A 23,209-nucleotide genomic window follows, 5' to 3' on the forward strand; every position below is an offset into this window, starting at 1 on the left:
AAAAAATCAGTGCAGACAGGACAACTATGGACTCCACCCTCATCTCCACACGTCCCGGCGAGGGGACACCTTGCCTTAACCGTGCCCGCCGCGCTGCCTTTGGCAGCTTCGCCGGGGCCGTCGTGGACTGGTATGATTTTTTGCTCTACGGCATCACCGCCGCTCTGGTGTTTAACCGCGAATTCTTTCCGCAAATTAGCCCGGCCATGGGCACGCTCGCCGCGTTTGCCACCTTTGGCGTCGGGTTTCTGTTCCGCCCGCTGGGCGGGGTGATCTTCGGCCACTTCGGCGACCGCCTTGGCCGCAAACGTATGCTGATGCTCACCGTCTGGATGATGGGGATCGCCACTGCGCTGATTGGTATTTTGCCGTCGTTTGCCACGATTGGCTGGTGGGCTCCGGTACTGCTGGTTACCCTGCGCGCCATTCAGGGCTTTGCCGTGGGCGGTGAATGGGGCGGCGCGGCGCTGTTATCGGTCGAAAGTGCACCGAAAAACAAGAAAGCGTTCTACAGCAGCGGCGTGCAGGTCGGCTACGGCGTGGGTCTGTTGCTCTCCACCGGGCTGGTGTCGCTTATCAGCCACTTCACTACCGATGCGCAGTTTCTGAGCTGGGGCTGGCGCATTCCGTTCATCTTCAGCATCGTGCTGGTTATCGCCGCGCTGTGGATCCGTAACGGAATGGAAGAGTCCGCCGAGTTTGAACAGCAGCGGGAAAACCCCGTTGCCAGAAAACGGCTGCCGGTGATGGAGGCGCTCATCCGCCATCCTGGCGCTTTTCTGAAAATTATCGCCCTGCGCCTGTGTGAACTGCTGACGATGTATATCGTTACCGCATTTGCCCTCAACTATTCCACGCAGAACCTTGGCCTTCCCCGTGAGCTGTTCCTGAATATCGGTCTGCTGGTGGGCGGGATCAGCTGTCTGACAATCCCCTGCTTCGCCTGGCTCGCGGACCGGTTTGGCCGTCGCCGCGTCTATATTACCGGTGCGCTGATTGGATCCCTCAGCGCCTGGCCGTTCTTTATGGCACTGGAGGCGCAGTCGGTCTTCTGGATAGTCTTCTTTGCCATTATGCTCGCCAACATTGCCCACGACATGGTGGTCTGCGTGCAGCAACCGATGTTTACCGAACTGTTCGGCGCCAGCTACCGCTACAGTGGGGCGGGTGTGGGATACCAGGTGGCGAGCGTCGTGGGCGGCGGATTTACGCCGTTTATTGCCGCCGCGCTGGTAACGTTCTCCGGCGGAAACTGGCACAGCGTGGCGATCTACCTGCTGGCAGGCTGCCTGCTGTCGGCCGCCACAGCGCTGGTGATGAAAGAGACACACCATCCCTGATCTCCCTTTTGTTTCACAGGCGTGTGACATACTATCGGGTATAGCAGCACACCTGTGGAACAAGGAGACAGACATGAATAATAAGGGCTCCAGCCTGACCCCGGCTCAGGCACTGGAAAAACTCGACGCGCTGTACGAACAGTCCGTCAATGCGCTGCGCAGCGCCATCAGTGAGTACATCGAAACAGGGAAACTTCCCGACGAAAAGGCCAGAACCCAGGGCCTTTTTGTTTATCCATCGCTCTCTGTCACCTGGGACGGCAGCGCCAGTACCACGCCAAAGACCCGTGCCTACGCGCGTTTTACCCACTCCGGCTGCTACAGCACCACCGTGACCCGCCCTGGGTTATTCCGTCCTTATCTTGAGGAGCAACTCACTCTGCTCTATCAGGATTACGGCGCACACATTGCCGTTGAGCCATCACAGCATGAAATCCCCTATCCGTACGTGATTGACGGTTCGGCGTTAACGCTCGATCGCTCCATGAGCGCAGGGCTGACGCGCCATTTCCCGACGACCGAGCTGTCGCAGATTGGCGATGAGACCGCCGACGGCATTTATCATCCGGCAGAGTTTTCCCCCTTGTCGCATTTTGACGCCCGCCGTGTGGATTTCTCCCTGGCGCGCCTGCGTCACTACACCGGGACGCCAGCCGAGCATTTCCAGCCGTTCGTGCTGTTTACCAACTACACCCGCTATGTCGACGAATTTGTCCGCTGGGGCTGTAGCCAAATCCTTGACCCGGAGAGCCCTTATATCGCCCTCTCCTGCGCCGGCGGGATCTGGATCACCGCTGAAACCGAAGCGCCTGAGCAGGCTATCTCCGATCTGGCATGGAAGAAGCACCAGATGCCAGCCTGGCACCTGATCACCGCCGACGGCCAGGGCATTACGCTTATCAACATCGGTGTGGGTCCGTCAAACGCCAAGACCATCTGCGACCATCTGGCGGTGCTGCGCCCGGACGTCTGGCTGATGATTGGTCATTGCGGTGGGTTGCGTGAAAGCCAGCTGATTGGCGACTACGTGCTGGCCCACGCCTACCTGCGTGATGACCACGTGCTTGACGCCGTGCTCCCGCCGGACATCCCGATCCCAAGCATTGCCGAAGTGCAGCGCGCGCTGTACGACGCCACTAAAGAGGTGAGCGGCATGCCGGGTGAAGAGGTCAAACAGCGTCTGCGTACTGGCACGGTAGTCACGACAGATGACCGTAACTGGGAGCTGCGTTATTCCGCCTCTGCCCTGCGCTTCAACCTGAGCCGCGCGGTGGCAATTGATATGGAAAGCGCCACCATTGCCGCTCAGGGTTATCGCTTCCGTGTGCCTTACGGCACGCTGCTGTGCGTTTCCGATAAACCGCTGCACGGTGAAATCAAGCTACCGGGACAGGCAAACCGGTTCTACGAAGGGGCGATATCCGAACACCTGCAAATCGGCATTCGCGCCATTGATTTGCTGCGGGCAGAAGGTGACCGGCTGCACTCACGCAAGCTGCGTACCTTTAACGAACCGCCATTCCGCTGATAACAATAAGGAAAAATAATGCACACCCCATCACCGTTATCGGCCCTGCGTCAGTGGCTACAGGAAAATAAGCTCGACGGGATGATCGTCCCGCGCGCAGATGCCTGGCAGAGCGAATACTGCGCGCCGTATGATGAAAAACTGGCCTGGCTGACTGGCTTCGATGGCTCGGCGGGGCTGGCTCTGGTGCTAAAAGACAAAGCCCTGCTCTTTGTCGATGGCCGCTATCAGGTTCAGGCCCGCGTGCAGGTCAATATGGATGAAGTAGAGATCCATCATCTGCACAACGAGCCGCTGGCTCAATGGCTGACAGCCAACGTTGAGGCTGGCACGCGGATTGGTTTTGAAGCGCTGCTGATGACCAATGCCGATTATGAGACGCTATCTGCGACACCGTGTGAAATGGTGCCGCTTAACCAGTCACCGTTTGATACGTTATGGACCGATCGCCCTGCCGCTCCGGCGGGGCTTATCCGCGAGATGCCCGTTGAAACCAGTGGTGAAAGCAGCACCGATAAACGTCAGCGCGTCGCCGCCGTGCTGGCCGCGAACAATGCCGATTATCTGGCCGTGACCCTGCCGGATAACATTGCCTGGTTGCTTAACGTGCGCGGTTCAGATATTCCCACCAGCCCGGTTCCGCTCTCTTTTGCTCTGCTCAGTCGGGACGGTAGCGTTGAGTGGTTCGTTAACGACAATAAGCTAAGCAACCTGCCTGATAGCGTGCGAAACGCTTTTACCATTGCGCCGCAGGATGCCTTTATTGAACGCTGCCAGCACCTTTCTCACGGTAAACGGGTGATGGTAGATGCCGATTCAGCGCCGGTGGCCCTGCGTTTTGCCATTGAGCCACACGGTGACATTCTCTGGCAAACCGACCCTATCACCCTGATGAAGGCCAATAAAAATCCGGTAGAACTGGCGGGTTACCGGGAGTGCCATCACCAGGACGGTGCCGCGTGGGTCAATTTCCTGGCCTGGCTGAGCCGCGAAGTGCCAGAACGTGCCGCAGCAGGTCAGCCGGTGACCGAGCTGGAGGCCCAGGCACAGCAACTCGCGTTTCGCGAGCAGCAGCCCGGCTTTATTGAGCAAAGTTTTGCGACCATTTCGGCCTCGTCCAGCAATGCGGCGATGTGCCACTACCACTCAAGCGAAGCCAGCAACAAACCCATCGGCCATGACCACTTTTATCTGAATGATTCTGGTGGTCAGTACCATAATGGTACCACTGACGCCACGCGTACCCTGGCGTGGGGCAAGGTCAGCCCGCAGCAGCGATTACATTACACCGCCGTGCTGAAAGGTTTTCTGTCGCTGATTACCCTGCAGTTCCCGTCCGGCACCCAGGGGCATCAGCTGGATGCCTTCGCGCGTCGGCCGCTGTGGGAGATGGGGCTGGATTTCGATCACGGAACGGGCCATGGCGTGGGCCATCAGTTGCTTATCCATGAGAACCCGCATCGCATCGCTAAAAAGGTCAACCCGTGGCCGCTGGTGGCGGGCAATATTATGACTATCGAGCCGGGATACTATCTGGCGGATAGCCATGGGATCCGCATTGAAAATCAGGTGGAGATTGTGGAAAGCTCTCCAGGATTCTGCAAATTTGCCTCGTTGACGCTGATCCCAATCGACCTCAGCCAGGTCGAACTCAATCTGTTAAACGAGCAGGAAAAGCAGTGGCTGGATGAGTATCATCAGCAGGTGCGCGAAGCGCTGTCCCCGCTGGTGGAGAGCGACGCGCGTCCGTGGCTGGTGGAGGCGACGGCGCCGATTCGTGTGAAACATTAGTGCGGTTTATTGCCCGGTGGCGCTGCGCTTACCGGGCCTACAGTCCCGTAGGCCGGGTAAGGCGAAGCCGCCACCCGGCAGTTTTCCAGAACGCACAAAAGCAAAAAGCCTGCTTTAAAAGCAGGCTTTTCAAATTTGGCTCCTCTGACTGGACTCGAACCAGTGACATACGGATTAACAGTCCGCCGTTCTACCGACTGAACTACAGAGGAATCGTGTGAACGGGGCGCATATTATCGATGCTACCCGGTGTTGTCAAAGGCAGAATGCAGATTTCCGATCGTTTGCCGATTTATTCAACATTTCGCACATTTGTCAGGCATTGTGCCGCGGATATTTCCAGAGCCAGCGCCCACTTACCATACGCCAGTAGAACAATGCCCCACGCACGGCCCAGTCAAGGAACATCCCCAGCCAGACCCCGACGACCCCCATACCGAGCATGACACCCAGCGTATAACCCGCTACCACGCGGCAACCCCACATGCCGAGCATAGAGACCCACATCGCAAAACGGGCATCGCGTGCCCCTTTTAACCCGGCAGGCAGTACCCAGGACGCCGCCCAAATCGGCATAAAGGCCGCGTTGAGCCAAATCAGGATCTTAACGACCTCTTTAACATCATCTTCGTGGGTATAGAACGAGGCCATCAGCCCGGCAAAGGGCGCGCTCCCCCACGCAATTATCGTCAGACCGATGGTCGACAGCCAGAAGACATGGCGCAACTGCCGCTCCGCCTGACCTATCTGCCCTTTGCCGAGCCGTTTACCGGTGATGATGGTGGAGGCCGACCCTAAGGCGTTACCCGGCAGGTTAATCAGCGAGGCGATGGAGAAGGCAATAAAGTTACCGGCAATCACATCTGTCCCCATACCGGCAACAAACATCTGGGTAAGCAGTTTACCGCCGTTGAACAGTACCGACTCGATACTGGCAGGAATACCAATCCCCATCACTTCCCAGATAATGGCGAAGTTAAAGGGTCGGAAGTAGCTTTTTAATGTGAGGCGCAGCGATGGCGTGATCCCCGCCATCAACACCCCGAGGATGGCTGCCGCACCAATGTAGCGGGAGATAGTCAGCCCCAGCCCTGCACCAACAAACCCCATTCCCTCCCAGGAGAAAACACCGTAGATCAGAACGCTACTGATCATGATATTCAGGATGTTCATTCCGCCGTTGATCAGCAGCGGAATTTTTGTGTTGCCCGCCCCGCGCAGCGCGCCGCTACCGATCAGCGCGATAGCCGCGGCAGGATAGCTTAAGACCGTCATTTCCAGATAGGTCAGCGCCAGATCCTTAACTTCATTCGTCGCTTCACCCGCGACAAAGTCGATAATCTCTTTGCCGAAATAGTGGATCACCGCCGCCAGGATAATCGAAAAGAGGGTCATGATCATCAGCGACTGCCGGGCGGCTTCGCGTGCACGCTTCGGATCCAGCTTGCCCAGGCTAAAGGCCACCACCACCGTGGTCCCAAGATCGATAGCGGCAAAGAAAGACATCACCACCATGTTAAAACTATCCGCCAGCCCAACCCCGGCCATCGCCTCTTTACCCAGCCAGCTCACCAGGAAGGTGCTCAACACCCCCATCAGCAGAACGCAGGTATTCTCCAGAAAAATAGGTACGGCAAGCGGGGTGATTTCACGCCAGAACAGAACACGATAACTTTTACGTTTTGCATACCATGGCGTGCGCATAATCGCCTGGCGGAGAGTGGCAGTAACGTTCAAAATGGACCTTAGCGAGAAAAGTTGAAACTCCATTTCAAATGATGGGGGAGAAAAGCTCATCCTGCAAAGTATTTTCCATAAAAAGATGTCTGGATTTGCAACAAACTGATGACAGAATCGGCAATCGATCGCTAATCACTAAGATCAGGTTTGACAAAAGTTTTTTCGCCGCTAAGATAAGCCTCCACAACGATTCCTCTGTAGTTCAGTCGGTAGAACGGCGGACTGTTAATCCGTATGTCACTGGTTCGAGTCCAGTCAGAGGAGCCACATTCTGAAAAGCCCGCTTTTAAAGCGGGCTTTTTGCTTTTCTGGTGAGGAAAACATGGACTCTTTGTTTGTCTACGGTACGTTACGCCCGGGTCACTCAAATGCATATATTCTCGAAAACATCGGCGGCGAATGGCAGGCCGGTTTTGTCACCGGGACGTTTTATGCGCGTGGCTGGGGCGCTGCGGCAGATTTTCCGGGTATCGTGCTGCACGCCGATGGTCCGTGCGTTGAAGGCTTTCTCTTTACCTCCAGCAACCTCCAGGCACACTGGCCGATGCTGGATGAATTTGAAGACGGTTACGATCGGGTCGAGGTCATGGTGACCACCGCCGAAGGTGACCAGGTTAAGGCCTGGATCTACCAGCTACAGCCGCGCTCTGCGTAATAAAAAAGGCTCTCTGTCACCAGAGAGCCTTTTTTGCAATCAGCAGCGATTATTCGCTTTTGGCTTCAGCGTTTTTGATTTCGCCCATCACTTTCAGCTTTTTGGAGATGTCACGACGCTCTTTAGACAGCTCAGCGTTTTTGATGATGTAGTCATCAACGCGGTCTTCGTAGTCGCTCTTCATGCTGGCAATAATGCCCTGAATAGCTTCAACGCTCATACCTGGCTTAATGTAGTCGCTCAGGTTATCCAGCAGCAGAACACGTTTCTGGTTGTCACGGATCTTCTTCTCAACGTCCTGGATTTCACGCTGCAGTTTGTTTTTGCGGCGGAACAGGCGGACGAATTCCAGAACATCCTGGAACGAAGGCTTGGTAGTTTCCATTTTTACACCCCTGATAATGTGAGATTCGGATTCGTTAAAGCAACCGTTGTACCAATAACCTTACTGACAGCGGCTGCGAATGACAATGAGTATATCGTTTAAAACTATCATAACCCCAATTGATGCTGAATCGAAGCAGCAGCCGTCACATATGGCGATAGCTGCTCTTTATTTGCGCAGTGCACGGCAAATGAGATGCGACAGCAACTCAAGCTGACGCGCCAGTTCCATGCTCAGCCAGACGTAACCATGGATTGGGGTTTCCGCTACGTTATCGCCCTGTCGCTCGTTGATCAGCTGTTTCAGTTCGGCAACGATCTCATTCAGACGCTCGCTGTTTGCGAGGATGGGCTGCGGGTTACCTTCATAAAGGGCATGAGCGATGGTCAGCAGGGTTTGCTGCGTCATCTGCTGCGTCTCCTTCAGCGTCTGCGCGTTCAGCATTAACAGATGGCTGGGGCGCGAGGCCCAGTGCGCGTTGATTTGCAATTCAAGCATGCAGACCAGATTACGGCTCACGGTCTGGATAGCTTCGAAAATCGATTTCTGAATATGGGTCTCTTTGCTGGCAGGGGTAATCAGACCGCGCATTTTGACCACGTCATTAAGGCTCTGCTGAAGGTGCTTCTCCAGCCGGGGACGTTCGACAAGATTAGGTGAAAAACCGGCCTGGTAGACACGGTTAAAAGCGGTGACATAATTTGCCATCTGAATGCGCCAGTGCAGGAAAGCGCGCTGCGGCCAGATACCGGTGAAAAGCATCGCCAGCAGTGAACCAAGAATAACATCCCCGCTTCGCCACAGTGCCGTGGTCATATCACCCGCTGGCGCGCCGACCACCACCGCGAGGGTGATACCAATCAGCAGTGCCTGATAGGGCTTTTTACCCAGCGCCAGCCAGCCGCAGAGGAACATGGCGACACCGCACCAGGCCAACATCACCGGGAATGAAATAAGCTCCAGCTTAAGGGCAATCAACCCAAGGGCTGAGCCAAAAACCGTACCGCCAATGCGCTCGAAAGCACGCGGGACAACGTTCCCCCAAAACGAGATTGGCCCCATGACGACCACCAGCGTGATCAGCGGCCACGTTCCTTCAGGAACATCCAGTAAACGGACCAGCACAAACGTCAGAACGAATGCCAGCGCGATACGGCACCCATGAACCACGCGGTAGTGTTTATACAACCGAATTTCGAAAGACGTTAATGATTTGTCGGGACGCACACCCGCTCTCCAGCTACACGGCAAATCACAATTGTACTGTGTTTTCAGCCGGGCGGATCACACCCGGCTGAAAAACCCTGTATTTAACAGGACTACCCCGCTTTATGCTCTACAGCGATAAACATTTCGATGTCCCAGTACCCGTCGGCGTTGCCATCATTTAGATAGCGCTCGAAGCACGGTTTCAGAGCCATCTGGAATTTGTTGTCCTGCAAAAGGGAGTTAAAGAACTGGTACCACGGCGTAGCGAAGTCGTAGTTTTCAACACGTGCTTTCGCGACGGCGTAATCTCCGGCCACAATTTCCGTCATCATCACCCCTTCGCTGTTTTCCGGGATAACGAAATCATCCGGTACCGTAACGGCCGTATCGCAGCGCAATTTTTCTGCCGGGACTTCGTCCGGGTTATCGTAATAAACCGCAACCCACTCCAGCGGCTGAATGTGTCGGCCATCGACCCACATGACCAGCTGTTCAAAGCCCTGTTTTACCGTGTGTTCCCATGGCCCGACCAGGTGAAAACCGGCAATCTTACGTTTCTTTTCCTGCCTGATGCTGTAGTCCATACTGCCTCCGTTTATCACTGTATATTTATACACTATAAAGCAGAATTTCTATAATCGGCAATCAAGGAGTGTTTATTATGTGAGCAGACTCGCAACCCTGCCAGTCTGCCCAGAAAGGTTAGATTTTGTGGTGCAGATAATCACTCAGACGGGAGAAAAGGCCACCTTTATCAACACGCTCCAGCGTCACCAGCGGCCAGTGAGCGACCACTTTATCGCGGTCGTATAACTGGATCTCGCCTACCCGCTGATGGGCGGCTATCGGCGCTTCCAGCTCTTTTGTATCCAGCACGTATTTTGCCTTGATGTTCGGTACTTCTGCTTTCGGTAATGCCAGCCAGAAATCCTGGTCGGTGCCCAGGTTCACCTGTTCTTTATCGCCGTACCAGATCCGCTCAGTGCCCACTTTTTTACCGTTGTGCAGGATCTGCACGGTATCAAAATTCTGTTGTCCCCAGTGCAGCAGTTTACGGGCCTGATCCTCACGCCCTTTCGGACTGTCTGCCCCCATCACCACGGCGATCAAGCGACGCTGACCGTCCACGGCGGAAGCAATCAGGTTAAATCCGGCCCCTGACGTGTGCCCCGTTTTCAGACCATCCACGTTCATGGTCTTATCCCAGAGAAGACCGTTACGGTTTTGCTGCGTGATCCCGTTCCAGGTCAGGCTCTTTTCACTGTACATGTGGTAAAACTCAGGCTCGCCGTGGATGATGGCCCTGGACAGCACGGCCAGATCATACGCAGAGCTGTGCTGGCCTGGGGCATCCAGACCATGAACGGTTTCGAAGTGGGTATCGCGCAGATTCAGCTTTTGCACATAGTCGTTCATCATCTTCACGAACTGCGGCTGGCCACCGGCCACGTGATCCGCCAGCGCCACACAGGCGTCGTTACCAGAATCAACAATCAGACCGCGGCTGAGGTCGCGCACAGAAACGCGGTCACCCTCTTTCAGGAACATCAGTGACGAACCGTCAAAGACAGGGTTACCTTTTGCCCACGCGTCGCGCCCGACGGTGACAATGTCATCCGGGGAAATGCGGTGGCTATCAATAGCGCGGTCAACAACGTAGCCGGTCATCAGCTTGGTGAGACTCGCCGGATTGCGTTGTTGATGTTCGTTGCCCGCCGTTAAGATTTGACCCGTAGTGTAATCCATCAGTACCCAGGAGCCGGCCTGAATGGCCGGAGGCTGCGGCGAAAAATCCAGCGGATCGGCCGCAAAAGCAGATGAGACACTCGAAGCGAGTAAAGAAACAGCAATAAACAGACGGCGTTTCAACGGTATATCCTCAGGTCATTAAAAATCGATGACCTTTTTACGGGAGTTCTGGTGTCGTTACCTGGCTTAATTGCAAAAAAATGTGACAGGAAGCATGTTTTTCCCGGAACCACGCTCGCAAATTTGCTGCATGACGGCGCTTTTTATTCGGTCTGTCCCTCACGATCGTTTACCATAGTGACGTCACTTTTTAACAGGATGGTATTACTGGTGTCTGACTCTGCCGCACGCCCGACTTTTTTATTCCACGACTACGAAACCTTTGGCACCCACCCGGCGCTGGACCGACCGGCGCAGTTTGCCGCCATCCGCACTGACGACGAATTCAATATTATTGGTGAGCCAGAGGTCTTTTACTGCAAACCTGCCGATGACTACCTGCCGCAGCCCGGCGCTGTCATGGTCACGGGGATAACGCCCCAGGAAGCGCGGGAAAAAGGCGTTAACGAGGCAGAGTTCGCCCGCCGTATCCACGATCTGTTCACCGTTCCCCATACCTGCGTGGTCGGGTATAACAATATCCGTTTCGATGATGAAGTGACGCGCAACATCTTCTACCGCAACTTCTACGATCCCTACGCCTGGAGCTGGCAGAACCGCAATTCGCGCTGGGATTTGCTGGATATCATGCGCGCCTGTTATGCGCTGCGCCCGGAGGGGATTAACTGGCCAGAGAACGAAGACGGATTGCCAAGCTTCCGGCTGGAGCACCTGACGCGCGCCAACGGCATTGAGCACAGTAATGCCCACGACGCGATGGCCGACGTCTACGCCACCATTGCCATGGCGAAGCTCGTTAAAACCGCACAACCACGCCTGTTTGAGTATCTGTTGAGTCATCGCAGCAAGCAGAAACTGATGACGCTGATTGATGTGCCGCAGATGAAACCGCTGGTGCATATCTCCGGCATGTTTGGTGCCTGGCGCGGCAACACCAGCTGGGTGGCACCGCTGGCCTGGCATCCGGATAACCGTAACGCGGTCATCATGGTGGATTTAGCCGGGGATATCTCCCCGCTGCTGGAGCTCGACAGCGATACCTTGCGTGAGCGCCTCTATACCCCTAAAGATGCGCTGGGAGACCTGCCCGCGGTGCCGGTCAAACTGGTGCATATCAATAAATGTCCGGTACTGGCGCAGGCCAATACGCTGCGCCCGGAAGATGCCGACAGGCTCGGAATCAACCGCCAGCACTGCCTGGATAACCTTAAAATACTGCGCGAAAATCCGCAGGTGCGCGAGAAAGTCGTCGCCATATTTGCCGAAGCCGAGCCATTCGTGCCGTCCGAAAACGTGGATGCGCAGCTGTATAACGGCTTCTTCAGCGATGCCGACCGTGCTGCGATGAACATCGTCCTGCAAACTGAACCGCGTAACCTGCCCGCGCTGGACATCACCTTTGCGGATAAACGCATTGAGAAGCTGATGTTTAACTACCGCGCGCGTAACTATCCCGGCACGCTGGATGAAGCTGAGCAGGAACGCTGGCTGCAGCATCGTCGTAATGTGTTTACGCCTGAATATCTGCACGGCTATGCGCAGGAGCTGGAGATGCTTTACGGCCAATACGAAGGGAATGAAGAGAAGCAGGCGCTGCTGAAAGCCCTGTTCAAGTACGTACAAGAGATAGTCTGAAATTCAACGATAAAAAAACCGGAGGCGATGGTCTCCGGTTTTTTTTGCCCGGTGGTGCTGCACTTACGCGGGCCTACGGGTTTTGTCGGTCGGGTAAGCGTAGCCGCCACCCGACACGGTATTACGCAACGTCTTCGTACTGAGGAACCGGGTTACGGAAGCTCTTCGTCACGCAGGCCAGGTAAACCAGACCAATACCACCCCAGATCAGCCCCAGAATCATAGAGCTCTCTTCCAGGTTAATCCACAATGCACCGACCGTCAGCGCACCGCACATTGGCAGAACCAGGTAATTGAAGTGGTCTTTCAGCGTTTTGTTGCGCTTCTCACGGATCCAGAACTGCGAGATCACGGAGAGGTTAACAAAGGTAAAGGCCACCAGCGCACCAAAGTTAATCAGTGCCGTTGCCGTCACCAGGTCAAATTTAATGGCCATCAGGGCGATTGCGCCAACCAACAGCACGTTCCACGCCGGAGTACGCCATTTCGGATGAACGTAGCCGAAGAAACGGGTTGGGAACACACCGTCACGACCCATTACATACATCAGGCGAGAAACCCCAGCATGCGCAGCCATACCAGAAGCCAGAACGGTAACGCTGGAGAAGATCAGTACGCCCCACTGGAAGGTTTTCCCTGCTACATACAGCATGATTTCAGGCTGTGAAGCATCTGGCTCTTTGAAACGAGAGATATCCGGGAAGTAGAGCTGCAGGAAGTAGGAGGCACCAATGAAGATCATGCCACCAATCAACGCAGTCAGGAAAATGGCTCGTGGGATCACGCGTTCTGCATCTTTGGTCTCTTCAGACAGAGAAGAGATACCGTCGAAGCCCAGGAACGAGAAGCACAGAATAGTCGCACCGGTGATCATCGGCACCACATGTGCCCCTTCAGACCAGAACGGACGAGAGCTGACCAGCGTGCCCGCGCCTTCACCGTGAGAAACACCGTAAATGATCAAACCCACAATAACCGCAACAATACCCATTTGCAGAATAACAATCAGGGTGTTGAAGTTCGCCACGGTCTTAATGCTGCGCAGGTTAGAGATGGTCATAAAGGCCACTAACGCAACAACAAAGAGCCACGACGGTACGGAAGGTACCAGCGCTTCGAAGTAAATTTTTGCCAGCAGAATGTTGATCATCGGCATGAACAGATAGTCCAGCAGGGATGACCAGCCCACCATAAAGCCAACCGCCGGGCTAATGGATTTCTGGGCATAGGTGTAGGCAGAGCCTGCAGACGGGAAACGGCGAACCAGTTTACCGTAGCTCAGCGCTGTAAAGAGAATAGCGACCAGTGCAAAGGCATACGCCGTTGCCACGTGACCGTCAGTAAGGCCTGATACGATACCGAATGTATCGAACAGCGTCATTGGTTGCATATAGGCAAGGCCCATCATAACAACCGGAATCAACGTAAGTGTTTTACGTAATTCCACGCGAGAGGTGTTTGGAGTTGCGTTATGCGACATAGTTATTCTCCTTTACGGTGATAACCGCCACGTAAGCGAAAAATTGCCCCATTTCTTTCTTCCTCAGCGACAACAACTGTCGGATTTTAGTAAATATCTATCCGGTACGAAGCCCGGCCTCTTGGTTTTTAGTTTCGTTTCATACATGCAAAAAAAAATAACCGACGCCTTTTATATCGTCGATTATTCCTTTGGTTGCTGCGGCGCATTTTGCCCCACATCAGATACAAAACGCAATACTTTACAAAGGCATTGTAAATATTCCTGCGCTAACTGGCTGATTTGTGGACGCTGCTCTGCGTATAGACAGCGGCGATAGCACTATTTGCTAAAATTTCGTCCCGCCACCAGGCGCTGGCTAACCCCGCCGTTTGTTCATTCCAGCCAACCCAGACCGATTCATTACTGCTTTGAGCCAGCACCTGTTTTTCAATCAGCGCGCCGCTATCAAGAAATCGCTGCGCCAGATAGCGAGGTAAATAGCCGCAACCCAGCCCACTGATTTGCAATTCCAGCTTGGTTTTAAAATCAAAAACAGTAATGGCCTCCTGCTCATCAAGCAGCTGCGACGATACGGCACATTCCGGCCGTGAACTGTCGCCCACCACAATGGCACGGTAACCTTTAATAACGCGCCGGTTAATGGGCTCAGGCTCCCGGGCCAGCGGATGATGCGGAGCAACCGCGAAAACTTGCTCAAGTATCCCGAGGCGGGTAAACCCAAAATCGCTCAGTTGAGGAGGTTCATGTAATGCGCCGACGATGATATCCGCCCTCCCCTGAACCAAGGCCTCCCAGGAGCCGCCCAGTACACCATTAATAAAAATCAGGCGGGTCACGCTGTGGCGCTGATAAAACGCTTCAATTAGCGGCGTCAGCAGGGAAAACGGAAAAGTATCGTCAACGCCAATCACCAGTTCATTTTCCCAGCCCTGATGAAGTTTGATGGCCTGTTTTTCCAGTTCGCGGACGGTGTGCAGCACTTCACGCCCCTTTTCCAGCAGCATTTGTCCGGTGCGGGTAAAGCGGGCCCGGTGGCCAGAGCGATCGAGGATCTGGATATTCAGATCGCTTTCCAGTTTATGAACCGTGTAGCTCAGCGCTGAAGGGGTTTTGTAGAGCTTCGCTGAGGCAGCCGCAAAGCTGCCTTCTTTTTCCAGTGCATCCAGAATAATGAGAACATCCAGCAGCGGTTTCATGTTCGCCCCCTTCCGGTGTGCGAGGGATTCCGCCGGAGGACTTATGCCATGGGCATCACCAGCGGATCGGGATACTGATACTCAAAACCCAGCTCATGACAAATGCGGTTGCCATCGACAATTTTGCCTTTGCTTTCGTCCTTTGTCTCACCAAAAACGGGTGGCGCCAGACCCAACTGACGCGCCATCAGCGGGTAAAATGTGCTTCGCGCAGGATGAGAGGGTGCACATATATTATAGATGTGCCCGCCCTTTGGAGCCTGCAAGAGGAGCTCAATTGCCCCGACAACATCATCTAGATGCACCAGATTCACCACATGTTGCCCATCGGGGGCAGACTTGCCGGCAAAAAAGCGTCCCGGGTGTCGCCCTGGGCCAACCAGCCCCGCCAGACGCAGGATATCAACCTGCGTTCCCGGCAGGTTGTGTAGCCAGTCTTCCAGCTCTTTCAACACTTTTCCGCTCGCGGTAACAGGACGGCGCTCGGTAGTCTCCTTCACCACACCTTCAACATCACCGTAGACCGAGGTTGAGCTGGTAAAAATAATACGCGGCACATCGTGTGCCAGCGCGCTGTCGACAATCTCCTGCATCGCCTGCAGATAGAATGATTCGCCCGGACCGCTGCGACGCGCGGGAAGCGTAATGACCAGCGCATCCACATTCATCAGCGTGTCCAGATCGTCAGTATCACATACCAGCTCTGGTTCAAGACGCAGCTCGACGCCATCAATACCGCACATGCGCGCCGCCTCCACGCCATCCGCCGTGGTTTTGCTCCCGGTCACATGCCAGCCTTTCGCGGCTAATGACATCGCCAGCGGCATTCCCAGCCATCCTAAACCGACAATCGCGACCTTTTTCATGTGAATTCTCCTGACTCTCACTCGTCTCTCATAAGGCTACGCCAGCGCAGCAGAACACACAATTCATAGCATCAATATGAAATGAATTAATGATCAAAAAAAGCCCTTGCAATGTGTCATACAACTGGTTTAGGTTAAAAGACATCAAATGAATAAGCATTCATCGAGAATTTATATGACACGCGTTCAATTTAAACACCACCATCATCACCATCATCCTGACTAGTCTTTCAGGCGATGTGTGCTGGAAGACGTTTGGATCTTCCAGTGGTGCATGAACGCATGAAAAAGCCCCCGGAAGATCTTCTTCCGGGGGCTTTTTTTTGGACCAAATTCAGACAGATTAAAACAGGTTAACGAGGAACACAGAATGTTAGATAACTCACGTTTACGCATAGCTATTCAAAAATCAGGCCGTTTAAGTGATGATTCACGCGAACTGCTGGCCCGCTGCGGGATTAAAATCAACCTGCACACCCAGCGCCTGATTGCCCTGGCTGAAAACATGCCCATCGACATTCTGCGCGTGCGTGATGACGATATCCCGGGACTGGTAATGGACGGTGTCGTTGACCTTGGCATCATCGGTGAAAACGTACTGGAAGAAGAGCTTCTGACCCGTCGCGCTCAGGGTGAAGATCCGCGTTACTTCACCCTGCGTCGCCTGGACTTCGGCGGCTGCCGCCTGTCGCTGGCAACACCGGTTGATGAAGCCTGGGATGGCCCGGCCGCGCTGAACGGCAAACGCATCGCTACCTCCTACCCTCACCTGTTAAAACGCTATCTGGATCAGAAAGGCGTGCAGTTTAAATCCTGTCTGCTGAATGGTTCTGTTGAAGTCGCACCGCGTGCGGGCCTGGCGGATGCCATTTGCGACCTCGTCTCGACCGGTGCCACCCTGGAAGCGAACGGCCTGCGCGAAGTGGAAGTGATCTACCGCTCCAAAGCGTGCCTGATCCAGCGTGACGGCGAAATGGCTGACGCCAAGCAGCAGTTGATCGACAAACTGCTGACCCGTATCCAGGGCGTGATTCAGGCCCGTGAATCCAAATACATCATGATGCATGCACCAACCGAACGTCTGGACGAAGTGATCGCCCTGCTGCCAGGTGCTGAGCGCCCTACCATTCTGCCACTGGCGGGCGATCAGCAGCGTGTGGCGATGCACATGGTCAGTAGCGAAACGCTGTTCTGGGAAACCATGGAAAAACTGAAGGCACTGGGCGCAAGCTCCATTCTGGTGCTGCCAATTGAGAAGATGATGGAGTAATTGCCATGAGCTTTAACACTATCATTACCTGGAATGAGTGTACTGACGAACAGCAGCGCGAGCTGTTAATGCGCCCGGCCATCAGCGCCTCCGAAAGCATCACCCGTACCGTGACGGAGATCCTCAATAACGTCAAAACCCGTGGCGATAAAGCGCTGCGGGAATACAGCGCGAAGTTTGATAAAACGGAAGTCGGTGCGTTAAAGGTAACCGGGCAGGAGATCGCCGAGGCGGAAAGCCGTCTTGGGGACGAGATCAAACAGGCGATGGCCGTCGCGGTGAAAAACATCGAGACCTTCCACGTCGCGCAGAAATTGCAGACCGTTGATGTGGAAACGCTGCCGGGCGTGCGTTGCCAGCAGGTGACCCGTCCGGTCGCCTCGGTGGGTCTTTACATCCCTGGCGGCTCCGCCCCGCTGTTCTCAACCGTATTAATGTTGGCCACCCCGGCGCGTATTGCCGGTTGCCAGAAAGTGGTGCTCTGCTCTCCACCACCGATTGCCGATGAAATTCTCTATGCTGCAAAACTCTGCGGCGTGCAGGAAGTGTTTAAAGTCGGCGGCGCACAGGCGATTTCTGCCCTCGCGTTTGGCACAGAATCTATCCCGAAGGTCGACAAAGTATTTGGCCCGGGTAACGCCTTTGTCACCGAAGCCAAGCGCCAGGTCAGCCAGCGTCTTGATGGCGCGGCCATTGATATGCCGGCGGGTCCGTCGGAAGTGCTGGTGATTGCCGACAGCGGCGCCACGCCGGATTTTGTGGCGTCTGACCTGTTATCCCAGGCGGAACACGGCCCGGATTCGCAGGTGATTTTACTGACGCCAGATGCCGATATGGCCAAACGCGTGGGTGAAGCCGTAGAGCGTCAGCTTGCCGATTTACCCCGCGCCGATACGGCACGCCAGGCGTTATCCGCCAGCCGCCTGATTGTGGCGCGCGATCTTGACCAGTGCATCGCTATCTCCAACCAGTACGGCCCGGAGCACCTGATTATTCAGACCCGCAACGCGCGCGACCTGGTCGACAGCATCACCAGCGCAGGTTCGGTTTTCCTCGGCGACTGGTCCCCGGAGTCCGCGGGCGATTACGCCTCCGGCACCAACCACGTTCTGCCGACGTATGGTTACACCTCTACCTGTTCCAGCCTGGGCCTGGCCGATTTCCAGAAACGCATGACCGTGCAGGAACTCTCCCGTGAAGGGTTTGCCTCGCTGGCGTCCACCATCGAGACGCTGGCCGCCGCCGAGCGCCTGACCGCCCACAAAAACGCCGTTACGCTGCGCGTTGCAGCCCTGAAGGAGCAAGCATGAACATTGAAGAATTAGCGCGGGAAAATGTCCGTCGACTGACGCCTTATCAGTCTGCTCGTCGCCTGGGCGGCAACGGTGATGTCTGGCTGAACGCCAACGAATTCCCTACAGCGGTACAATTTGAGCTGTCGCAGCAGACGCTGAACCGTTATCCGGAGTGCCAGCCAAAAGCAGTGATTGAAAACTATGCGCAATATGCGGGCGTGAAGCCGGAGCAGGTGCTGGTCAGCCGCGGGGCGGATGAAGGCATTGAGCTGTTGATCCGCGCGTTCTGCGAGCCGGGTAAAGATGCGGTGATGTATTGCCAGCCTACCTACGGCATGTACAGCGTCAGCGCGGAAACCTTTGGCGTGGCGTGCCGTAACGTGCTCTCCCTGGAGAACTGGCAGCTGGACCTGCAGGGAATTGCCGACAATCTGGACGGCGTGAAGGTGGTCTTTGTCTGTAGCCCCAACAACCCGACCGGGCAGATTATCAACCCTCAGGATATCCGTACCCTGCTGGAGATGACCCGCGGCAAAGCACTGGTGGTCGCCGACGAAGCCTATATTGAGTTCTGCCCTCAGGCGACGCTGGCCGGCTGGCTGGAAGAGTACCCACACCTGGTGGTGCTGCGTACGCTGTCGAAAGCCTTTGCGCTTGCAGGTCTGCGCTGCGGGTTTACGCTGGCCAATAAAGAGGTAATCGACCTGCTGCTGAAAGTGATCGCCCCGTACCCGCTTTCTACTCCCGTGGCTGACATTGCCGCTCAGGCCCTGACCCCGCAAGGGATCAATGCAATGCGTGAGCGTGTGGCGCAAATCCTGGAAGAGCGACAGTACCTGGTGACCGCCCTGAAAGCGATCCCTTGCGTAGAGCAGGTGTTCGACTCTGAAACCAACTACCTCCTGGTTCGCTTTACCGCCTCCAGTGCCGTATTTAAATCTTTATGGGATCAGGGCATTATCTTACGTGATCAAAATAAACAACCTTCTCTGAGCGGCTGCCTGCGTATTACCGTAGGTACCCGTGCAGAGAGCCAGCGCGTGATTGACGCACTGAAAGCGGAGAAAGTATGAGCCAGAAGATCCTCTTTATCGACCGAGACGGCACCCTGATTTCGGAGCCACCAACCGATTTTCAGGTCGATCGTTTCGACAAACTGGCTTTTGAACCAGACGTGATCCCGGTGCTGCTGAAACTGCAGAAAGCCGGATATAAGATGGTGATGATCACCAACCAGGACGGTCTGGGTACCGACAGCTTCCCGCAGGCCGACTTTGACGGCCCGCATAATCTGATGATGCAGGTACTCACCTCTCAGGGGGTGGTATTTGATGAGGTGCTGATTTGCCCACATCTGCCTGCCGATGCGTGCGACTGCCGCAAGCCGAAGGTGAAACTGGTAGAACGCTATCTGCTGGAAGATGTCCTGGATAAAGCCAACAGCTATGTCATTGGCGATCGCGCCACCGACATTACGCTTGCCGAAAATATGGGCATCACCGGGCTGCGCTACAACCGCGACGAACTCAACTGGGCGAAGATTGGCGAGCAGCTCACCAAACGTGACCGCTACTCGCACGTAGAACGCAACACCAAAGAGACACAGATTGACGTGAAGGTGTGGCTGGATCGCGAAGGCGGCAGCAAGATCCACACCGGGGTGGGTTTCTTCGACCACATGCTGGATCAGATTGCCACCCACGGCGGCTTCCGCATGGAGATTACGGTTAAAGGCGATCTCTACATTGACGATCACCACACCGTTGAAGACACCGGTCTGGCGCTGGGCGAAGCGCTGAAGCTGGCCCTGGGCGACAAACGTGGCATCAACCGTTTTGGGTTTGTTCTGCCAATGGATGAGTGCCTGGCGCGCTGTGCGATGGATATCTCTGGTCGTCCGCACCTGGAATATAAAGCCGATTTCACCTACCAGCGCGTGGGCGATCTCAGCACCGAAATGGTGGAGCATTTCTTCCGCTCATTGTCCTACACCATGGGCCTGACGCTGCACCTGAAGACCAAAGGCAAGAACGACCACCACCGAGTGGAGAGCCTGTTCAAGGCCTTTGGCCGTACCCTGCGCCAGGCAATTCGTGTGGAAGGTGACGCCCTGCCCTCATCAAAAGGAGTGCTGTAATGAATGTGGTGATTCTGGATACCGGATGCGCCAACCTGAACTCCGTGAAATCGGCCATTGCCCGCCACGGCTACGAGCCGGTGGTGAGCCGCGACCCGGACGTCGTGCTGCGCGCAGACAAACTCTTCCTGCCTGGTGTAGGCACCGCGCAGGCGGCGATGGATCAGATCCACGAGCGTGAACTGGTCGATCTCATCAAAGCCTGTACCCAGCCAGTGCTCGGGATTTGCCTGGGTATGCAACTGCTCGGCCGTCGTAGTGAAGAGAGCAACGGCGTCGAACTGCTGGGTATTATTGAAGAAGACGTGCCAAAAATGGCCGATCACGGTTTACCACTGCCACATATGGGCTGGAACCGCGTTTATGCGAAAGCGGGTGACAGACTGTTTCGCGGCATTGAGGATGGCGCTTACTTCTACTTCGTGCACAGCTACGCCATGCCGGTGAATCCCTACACCATCGCCCAGTGCAATTATGGCGAGGCGTTTACCGCGGCAGTGCAGAAAGATAACTTCTTCGGCGTGCAGTTTCACCCGGAACGTTCGGGTGCCGCAGGCGCTCAGCTGCTGAAAAACTTCCTGGAGATGTGATGATTATTCCCGCTTTAGACTTAATTGACGGCACGGTTGTTCGTCTTCATCAGGGTGATTACGGCCAGCAGCGCGACTACGGTAACGATCCGCTGCCCCGCCTGCAGGATTATGCCGCTCAGGGTGCGCAGGTGTTGCACCTGGTGGATTTAACGGGCGCGAAAGATCCGGCAAAACGCCAGATCCCACTGTTAAAAAAACTGGTGGCGGGCGTGGATGTCCCCGTACAGGTTGGTGGCGGTGTGCGCACGGAAGATGACGTTGCGGCACTGCTGGACGCGGGCGTGGCGCGCGTGGTGGTCGGCTCGACGGCGGTCAAAGACCCTGACACGGTGAAAGGCTGGTTCCGCCGCTTTGGTGCCGACGCGCTAGTGCTGGCCCTGGATGTCCGTATCGATGAACAGGGTAACAAGCAGGTAGCGGTAAGCGGCTGGCAGGAGAATTCTGGCGTTACCCTGGAGGAGCTGGTGGATATTTATCTGCCCGTTGGCCTGAAGCACGTGCTGTGCACCGATATCTCCCGCGACGGCACGCTGGCAGGCTCTAACGTTTCTTTATATCAAGAAGTTTGCACCCGCTATCCGCAGGTGGCGTTTCAGTCCTCTGGTGGTATAGGTGATATTAACGACATCGCCGCGCTGCGCGGGACCGGCGTCAAGGGTGTGATTGTGGGCCGGGCCCTGCTGGAAGGAAAATTTACTGTGACGGAGGCGATTCAATGCTGGCAAAACGGATAATCCCTTGCCTGGACGTACGTGACGGCCAGGTCGTAAAAGGCGTGCAGTTCCGCAACCACGAGATCATCGGCGACATCGTCCCACTGGCAAAACGCTATGCCGATGAAGGTGCAGACGAGCTGGTATTTTATGATATCACCGCCTCCAGCGATGGCCGCGTGGTGGACAAAAGCTGGGTCGCGCGCGTCGCAGAAGTGATTGATATTCCGTTCTGCGTGGCGGGCGGGATTAAGTCTGCAGAGGATGCGGCGAAAATCCTCTCCTTCGGTGCCGACAAAATTTCGATCAACTCCCCTGCGCTGGCCGACCCGGAGCTGATCACCCGTCTGGCCGATCGCTTTGGCGTGCAGTGTATTGTTGTCGGGATCGACACCTGGTATGACGCGGCCACCGGCAAGTATCACGTCAACCAGTATACTGGCGACGAAAGCCGTACCCGCGTGACCCAATGGGAGACGCTGGACTGGGTTCAGGAAGTGCAGAAACGTGGCGCGGGCGAAATTGTGCTGAACATGATGAACCAGGACGGCGTGCGTAACGGTTACGATCTGGAACAGCTGAAAAAAGTGCGTGAGGTTTGTCACGTACCGCTGATCGCCTCCGGCGGCGCGGGCACTATGGAACACTTCCTGGAAGCCTTCCGCGATGCGAACGTTGACGGCGCGCTGGCGGCTTCCGTGTTCCACAAACAGATTATCAATATTGGTGAGTTAAAAACGTACCTGGCCGACCAGGGCGTGGAGATCAGGGTATGTTAACAGAGCAACAACAGGCGCAGCTGGACTGGGAAAAAACTGACGGATTACTGCCCGTGGTTGTCCAGCATGCCGTTTCCGGTGAAGTGCTGATGCTGGGATACATGAACCAGGAGGCGCTGGCGAAAACGGTCGACAGCGGCAAAGTGACCTTTTACTCGCGCACGAAACAGCGCCTGTGGACCAAAGGGGAAACCTCCGGCCATTTCCTGAATGTGGTTAGTATTACGCCGGATTGCGACAACGATACTCTGCTGGTTCTGGCTAACCCCATCGGTCCGACCTGCCATAAAGGCACCAGCAGTTGCTTCGGAGAGGCAAGCCACCAGTGGCTGTTCCTGTATCAACTGGAGCAGTTACTGGCTGAGCGTAAAACGGCAGATCCTTCCAGCTCGTATACGGCGAAGCTGTATGCAAGCGGCACCAAGCGTATTGCGCAGAAAGTGGGTGAAGAAGGCGTTGAGACCGCGCTGGCCGCGACGGTGCATGACCGCGAAGAGCTGACCAACGAAGCGTCTGATTTGATGTATCACCTGCTGGTGCTGCTGCAGGATCAAGAGCTGGATTTGACGGCTGTGATTGAGAATCTTCGTAAGCGGCATAAATAAAAAAACCGGGGAATTTCCCTAATGCTGGTCACTTAAGGTGATCAGCATTTTTTCTTGCCGGATATTTCTGGGCTTTTATTCTCACTTCCCGGGGATAACTTCGCTCTCTTCTTCCCGGTA

23 protein-coding genes, 2 tRNA genes and 1 other annotated feature are annotated in these 23,209 nt (G+C 55.3%); of the genes, 15 read left to right on the forward strand and 10 right to left on the reverse strand.

The genetic code is table 11. The annotated features are described in order from the left end of the window. Window positions 1-26 precede the first annotated feature (26 nt). The 3 genes from shiA (at window position 27) to AC2FAK_RS04725 (ending at window position 4,659) form a co-directional block, all read left to right on the forward strand. On the forward strand, window positions 27-1,340 hold the full coding sequence (shiA, locus tag AC2FAK_RS04715; RefSeq protein ID WP_014832581.1) for a shikimate transporter: 1,314 nt from the start codon (window positions 27-29) through the stop codon (window positions 1,338-1,340). A 73-nt stretch (window positions 1,341-1,413) separates the two neighbouring features. After that, window positions 1,414-2,868, forward strand: coding sequence for an AMP nucleosidase (locus AC2FAK_RS04720; RefSeq protein WP_062934713.1), 1,455 nt, complete (start codon window positions 1,414-1,416; stop codon window positions 2,866-2,868). Window positions 2,869-2,886: 18 nt separating this feature from the next. Beyond that, a complete protein-coding gene (locus AC2FAK_RS04725; RefSeq protein WP_095454594.1) occupies window positions 2,887-4,659 on the forward strand; it encodes an aminopeptidase P family protein in 1,773 nt (590 codons plus the stop codon). Window positions 4,660-4,795: 136 nt separating this feature from the next. Here AC2FAK_RS04725 and AC2FAK_RS04730 read toward each other — a convergent pair. After that, a tRNA-Asn gene (locus tag AC2FAK_RS04730) sits at window positions 4,796-4,871 on the reverse strand. Between the two features lie 103 nt (window positions 4,872-4,974). After that, window positions 4,975-6,429 (reverse strand): multidrug efflux MATE transporter EmmdR, encoded by a 1,455-nt coding sequence (gene emmdR / locus AC2FAK_RS04735; protein WP_120727113.1) that lies wholly within the window; start codon window positions 6,427-6,429, stop codon window positions 4,975-4,977. Window positions 6,430-6,590: 161 nt separating this feature from the next. On the opposite strand from emmdR, the gene AC2FAK_RS04740 reads away from it, so the two are divergent. Next, window positions 6,591-6,666: transfer RNA gene (locus AC2FAK_RS04740), tRNA-Asn, on the forward strand. A 55-nt stretch (window positions 6,667-6,721) separates the two neighbouring features. Then, entirely contained in the window at window positions 6,722-7,054 is a 333-nt protein-coding gene (locus tag AC2FAK_RS04745; RefSeq protein WP_095454595.1) for a gamma-glutamylcyclotransferase family protein, read from the forward strand. 49 nt (window positions 7,055-7,103) lie between these two features. Here AC2FAK_RS04745 and AC2FAK_RS04750 read toward each other — a convergent pair whose 3' ends face one another. From AC2FAK_RS04750 to dacD, 4 genes are all read right to left on the reverse strand, one after another. Beyond that, window positions 7,104-7,439, reverse strand: coding sequence for a DUF496 family protein (locus AC2FAK_RS04750; protein ID WP_010432067.1), 336 nt, complete (start codon window positions 7,437-7,439; stop codon window positions 7,104-7,106). A 168-nt stretch (window positions 7,440-7,607) separates the two neighbouring features. Beyond that, the gene (locus tag AC2FAK_RS04755; RefSeq protein WP_095454596.1) at window positions 7,608-8,666 is read right to left on the reverse strand and encodes an FUSC family protein; all 1,059 of its coding nucleotides are present in this window, start codon (window positions 8,664-8,666) and stop codon (window positions 7,608-7,610) included. A 92-nt stretch (window positions 8,667-8,758) separates the two neighbouring features. Beyond that, on the reverse strand, window positions 8,759-9,232 hold the full coding sequence (sbmC, locus tag AC2FAK_RS04760; protein WP_095427566.1) for a DNA gyrase inhibitor SbmC: 474 nt from the start codon (window positions 9,230-9,232) through the stop codon (window positions 8,759-8,761). A 118-nt stretch (window positions 9,233-9,350) separates the two neighbouring features. Next, complete coding sequence (dacD, locus tag AC2FAK_RS04765) at window positions 9,351-10,517, reverse strand: serine-type D-Ala-D-Ala carboxypeptidase DacD (protein ID WP_029881831.1); 1,167 nt, start codon at window positions 10,515-10,517, stop codon at window positions 9,351-9,353. 198 nt (window positions 10,518-10,715) lie between these two features. Between dacD and sbcB the strand changes: the two genes are divergently transcribed. Next, complete coding sequence (gene sbcB, locus AC2FAK_RS04770) at window positions 10,716-12,152, forward strand: exodeoxyribonuclease I (RefSeq protein ID WP_370626664.1); 1,437 nt, start codon at window positions 10,716-10,718, stop codon at window positions 12,150-12,152. Between the two features lie 121 nt (window positions 12,153-12,273). Here sbcB and AC2FAK_RS04775 read toward each other — a convergent pair whose 3' ends face one another. The 4 genes from AC2FAK_RS04775 to AC2FAK_RS04790 all read right to left on the reverse strand — a co-directional run bounded on the left by AC2FAK_RS04775 (window position 12,274) and on the right by AC2FAK_RS04790 (window position 15,697). After that, window positions 12,274-13,632 (reverse strand): APC family permease, encoded by a 1,359-nt coding sequence (locus AC2FAK_RS04775; RefSeq protein WP_013097840.1) that lies wholly within the window; start codon window positions 13,630-13,632, stop codon window positions 12,274-12,276. Next, window positions 13,622-13,684: a membrane protein YoeI gene (yoeI, locus tag AC2FAK_RS04780; RefSeq protein ID WP_099458931.1), complete on the reverse strand. Its 63-nt coding sequence runs from the start codon at window positions 13,682-13,684 to the stop codon at window positions 13,622-13,624. The genes AC2FAK_RS04775 and yoeI overlap by 11 nt, the downstream gene beginning before the upstream one ends. A 217-nt stretch (window positions 13,685-13,901) precedes the next feature. Then, window positions 13,902-14,831: a LysR substrate-binding domain-containing protein gene (locus AC2FAK_RS04785; RefSeq protein WP_095454597.1), complete on the reverse strand. Its 930-nt coding sequence runs from the start codon at window positions 14,829-14,831 to the stop codon at window positions 13,902-13,904. A gap of 41 nt (window positions 14,832-14,872) precedes the next feature. Further along, the gene (locus tag AC2FAK_RS04790; protein WP_013097842.1) at window positions 14,873-15,697 is read right to left on the reverse strand and encodes an SDR family oxidoreductase; all 825 of its coding nucleotides are present in this window, start codon (window positions 15,695-15,697) and stop codon (window positions 14,873-14,875) included. A gap of 175 nt (window positions 15,698-15,872) precedes the next feature. Between AC2FAK_RS04790 and hisL the strand changes: the two genes are divergently transcribed. The 9 genes from hisL to hisIE all read left to right on the forward strand — a co-directional run bounded on the left by hisL (window position 15,873) and on the right by hisIE (window position 23,089). Continuing rightward, window positions 15,873-15,923, forward strand: a complete 51-nt coding sequence (gene hisL, locus AC2FAK_RS04795; protein ID WP_001364200.1) for a his operon leader peptide — start codon at window positions 15,873-15,875, stop codon at window positions 15,921-15,923. Next, window positions 15,899-16,022: a sequence feature (His leader region), on the forward strand. (Overlaps the previous gene by 25 nt.) 45 nt (window positions 16,023-16,067) lie before the next feature. Continuing rightward, window positions 16,068-16,967 (forward strand): ATP phosphoribosyltransferase, encoded by a 900-nt coding sequence (gene hisG, locus AC2FAK_RS04800; protein WP_000886595.1) that lies wholly within the window; start codon window positions 16,068-16,070, stop codon window positions 16,965-16,967. Between the two features lie 5 nt (window positions 16,968-16,972). After that, window positions 16,973-18,277 (forward strand): histidinol dehydrogenase, encoded by a 1,305-nt coding sequence (gene hisD / locus AC2FAK_RS04805; RefSeq protein WP_095454598.1) that lies wholly within the window; start codon window positions 16,973-16,975, stop codon window positions 18,275-18,277. Then, the gene (hisC, locus tag AC2FAK_RS04810) at window positions 18,274-19,335 is read left to right on the forward strand and encodes a histidinol-phosphate transaminase (RefSeq protein WP_046888371.1); all 1,062 of its coding nucleotides are present in this window, start codon (window positions 18,274-18,276) and stop codon (window positions 19,333-19,335) included. Before hisD ends, hisC begins: the two co-directional genes overlap by 4 nt. Next, window positions 19,332-20,399 (forward strand): bifunctional histidinol-phosphatase/imidazoleglycerol-phosphate dehydratase HisB, encoded by a 1,068-nt coding sequence (hisB, locus tag AC2FAK_RS04815; protein WP_058681277.1) that lies wholly within the window; start codon window positions 19,332-19,334, stop codon window positions 20,397-20,399. The genes hisC and hisB overlap by 4 nt, the downstream gene beginning before the upstream one ends. Next, entirely contained in the window at window positions 20,399-20,989 is a 591-nt protein-coding gene (gene hisH, locus AC2FAK_RS04820; RefSeq protein WP_001103580.1) for an imidazole glycerol phosphate synthase subunit HisH, read from the forward strand. Before hisB ends, hisH begins: the two co-directional genes overlap by 1 nt. After that, window positions 20,989-21,726 carry a 1-(5-phosphoribosyl)-5-[(5-phosphoribosylamino)methylideneamino]imidazole-4-carboxamide isomerase gene (hisA, locus tag AC2FAK_RS04825; protein ID WP_029881827.1) on the forward strand — a complete coding sequence of 246 codons (738 nt, stop codon included), beginning with the start codon at window positions 20,989-20,991 and terminating at the stop codon, window positions 21,724-21,726. The genes hisH and hisA overlap by 1 nt, the downstream gene beginning before the upstream one ends. Next, the gene (gene hisF / locus AC2FAK_RS04830; protein ID WP_023620900.1) at window positions 21,708-22,484 is read left to right on the forward strand and encodes an imidazole glycerol phosphate synthase subunit HisF; all 777 of its coding nucleotides are present in this window, start codon (window positions 21,708-21,710) and stop codon (window positions 22,482-22,484) included. The genes hisA and hisF overlap by 19 nt, the downstream gene beginning before the upstream one ends. After that, entirely contained in the window at window positions 22,478-23,089 is a 612-nt protein-coding gene (hisIE, locus tag AC2FAK_RS04835; RefSeq protein WP_014832598.1) for a bifunctional phosphoribosyl-AMP cyclohydrolase/phosphoribosyl-ATP diphosphatase HisIE, read from the forward strand. Before hisF ends, hisIE begins: the two co-directional genes overlap by 7 nt. Window positions 23,090-23,209: the final 120 nt, after the last annotated feature.

It is taken from the genome of Enterobacter cloacae complex sp. 394F7, assembly GCF_057320385.1.

Bases quoted from the DNA above. Each gene is read 5' to 3' on its own strand.
- AC2FAK_RS04775 (WP_013097840.1), bottom strand. From the start codon at position 13,632: ATGTCGCATAACGCAACTCCAAACACCTCTCGCGTGGAATTACGTAAA.
- emmdR (WP_120727113.1), bottom strand. From the start codon at position 6,429: ATGGAGTTTCAACTTTTCTCGCTAAGGTCCATTTTGAACGTTACTGCC.
- hisH (WP_001103580.1), top strand. From the start codon at position 20,399: ATGAATGTGGTGATTCTGGATACCGGATGCGCCAACCTGAACTCCGTG.
- AC2FAK_RS04790 (WP_013097842.1), bottom strand. From the start codon at position 15,697: ATGAAAAAGGTCGCGATTGTCGGTTTAGGATGGCTGGGAATGCCGCTG.
- hisF (WP_023620900.1), top strand. From the start codon at position 21,708: ATGCTGGCAAAACGGATAATCCCTTGCCTGGACGTACGTGACGGCCAG.
- AC2FAK_RS04720 (WP_062934713.1), top strand. From the start codon at position 1,414: ATGAATAATAAGGGCTCCAGCCTGACCCCGGCTCAGGCACTGGAAAAA.
- AC2FAK_RS04750 (WP_010432067.1), bottom strand. From the start codon at position 7,439: ATGGAAACTACCAAGCCTTCGTTCCAGGATGTTCTGGAATTCGTCCGC.
- AC2FAK_RS04745 (WP_095454595.1), top strand. From the start codon at position 6,722: ATGGACTCTTTGTTTGTCTACGGTACGTTACGCCCGGGTCACTCAAAT.
- shiA (WP_014832581.1), top strand. From the start codon at position 27: ATGGACTCCACCCTCATCTCCACACGTCCCGGCGAGGGGACACCTTGC.
- hisC (WP_046888371.1), top strand. From the start codon at position 18,274: ATGAACATTGAAGAATTAGCGCGGGAAAATGTCCGTCGACTGACGCCT.
- hisG (WP_000886595.1), top strand. From the start codon at position 16,068: ATGTTAGATAACTCACGTTTACGCATAGCTATTCAAAAATCAGGCCGT.
- hisB (WP_058681277.1), top strand. From the start codon at position 19,332: ATGAGCCAGAAGATCCTCTTTATCGACCGAGACGGCACCCTGATTTCG.
- AC2FAK_RS04725 (WP_095454594.1), top strand. From the start codon at position 2,887: ATGCACACCCCATCACCGTTATCGGCCCTGCGTCAGTGGCTACAGGAA.
- hisD (WP_095454598.1), top strand. From the start codon at position 16,973: ATGAGCTTTAACACTATCATTACCTGGAATGAGTGTACTGACGAACAG.
- hisIE (WP_014832598.1), top strand. From the start codon at position 22,478: ATGTTAACAGAGCAACAACAGGCGCAGCTGGACTGGGAAAAAACTGAC.
- AC2FAK_RS04785 (WP_095454597.1), bottom strand. From the start codon at position 14,831: ATGAAACCGCTGCTGGATGTTCTCATTATTCTGGATGCACTGGAAAAA.
- sbmC (WP_095427566.1), bottom strand. From the start codon at position 9,232: ATGGACTACAGCATCAGGCAGGAAAAGAAACGTAAGATTGCCGGTTTT.
- sbcB (WP_370626664.1), top strand. From the start codon at position 10,716: ATGGTATTACTGGTGTCTGACTCTGCCGCACGCCCGACTTTTTTATTC.
- hisA (WP_029881827.1), top strand. From the start codon at position 20,989: ATGATTATTCCCGCTTTAGACTTAATTGACGGCACGGTTGTTCGTCTT.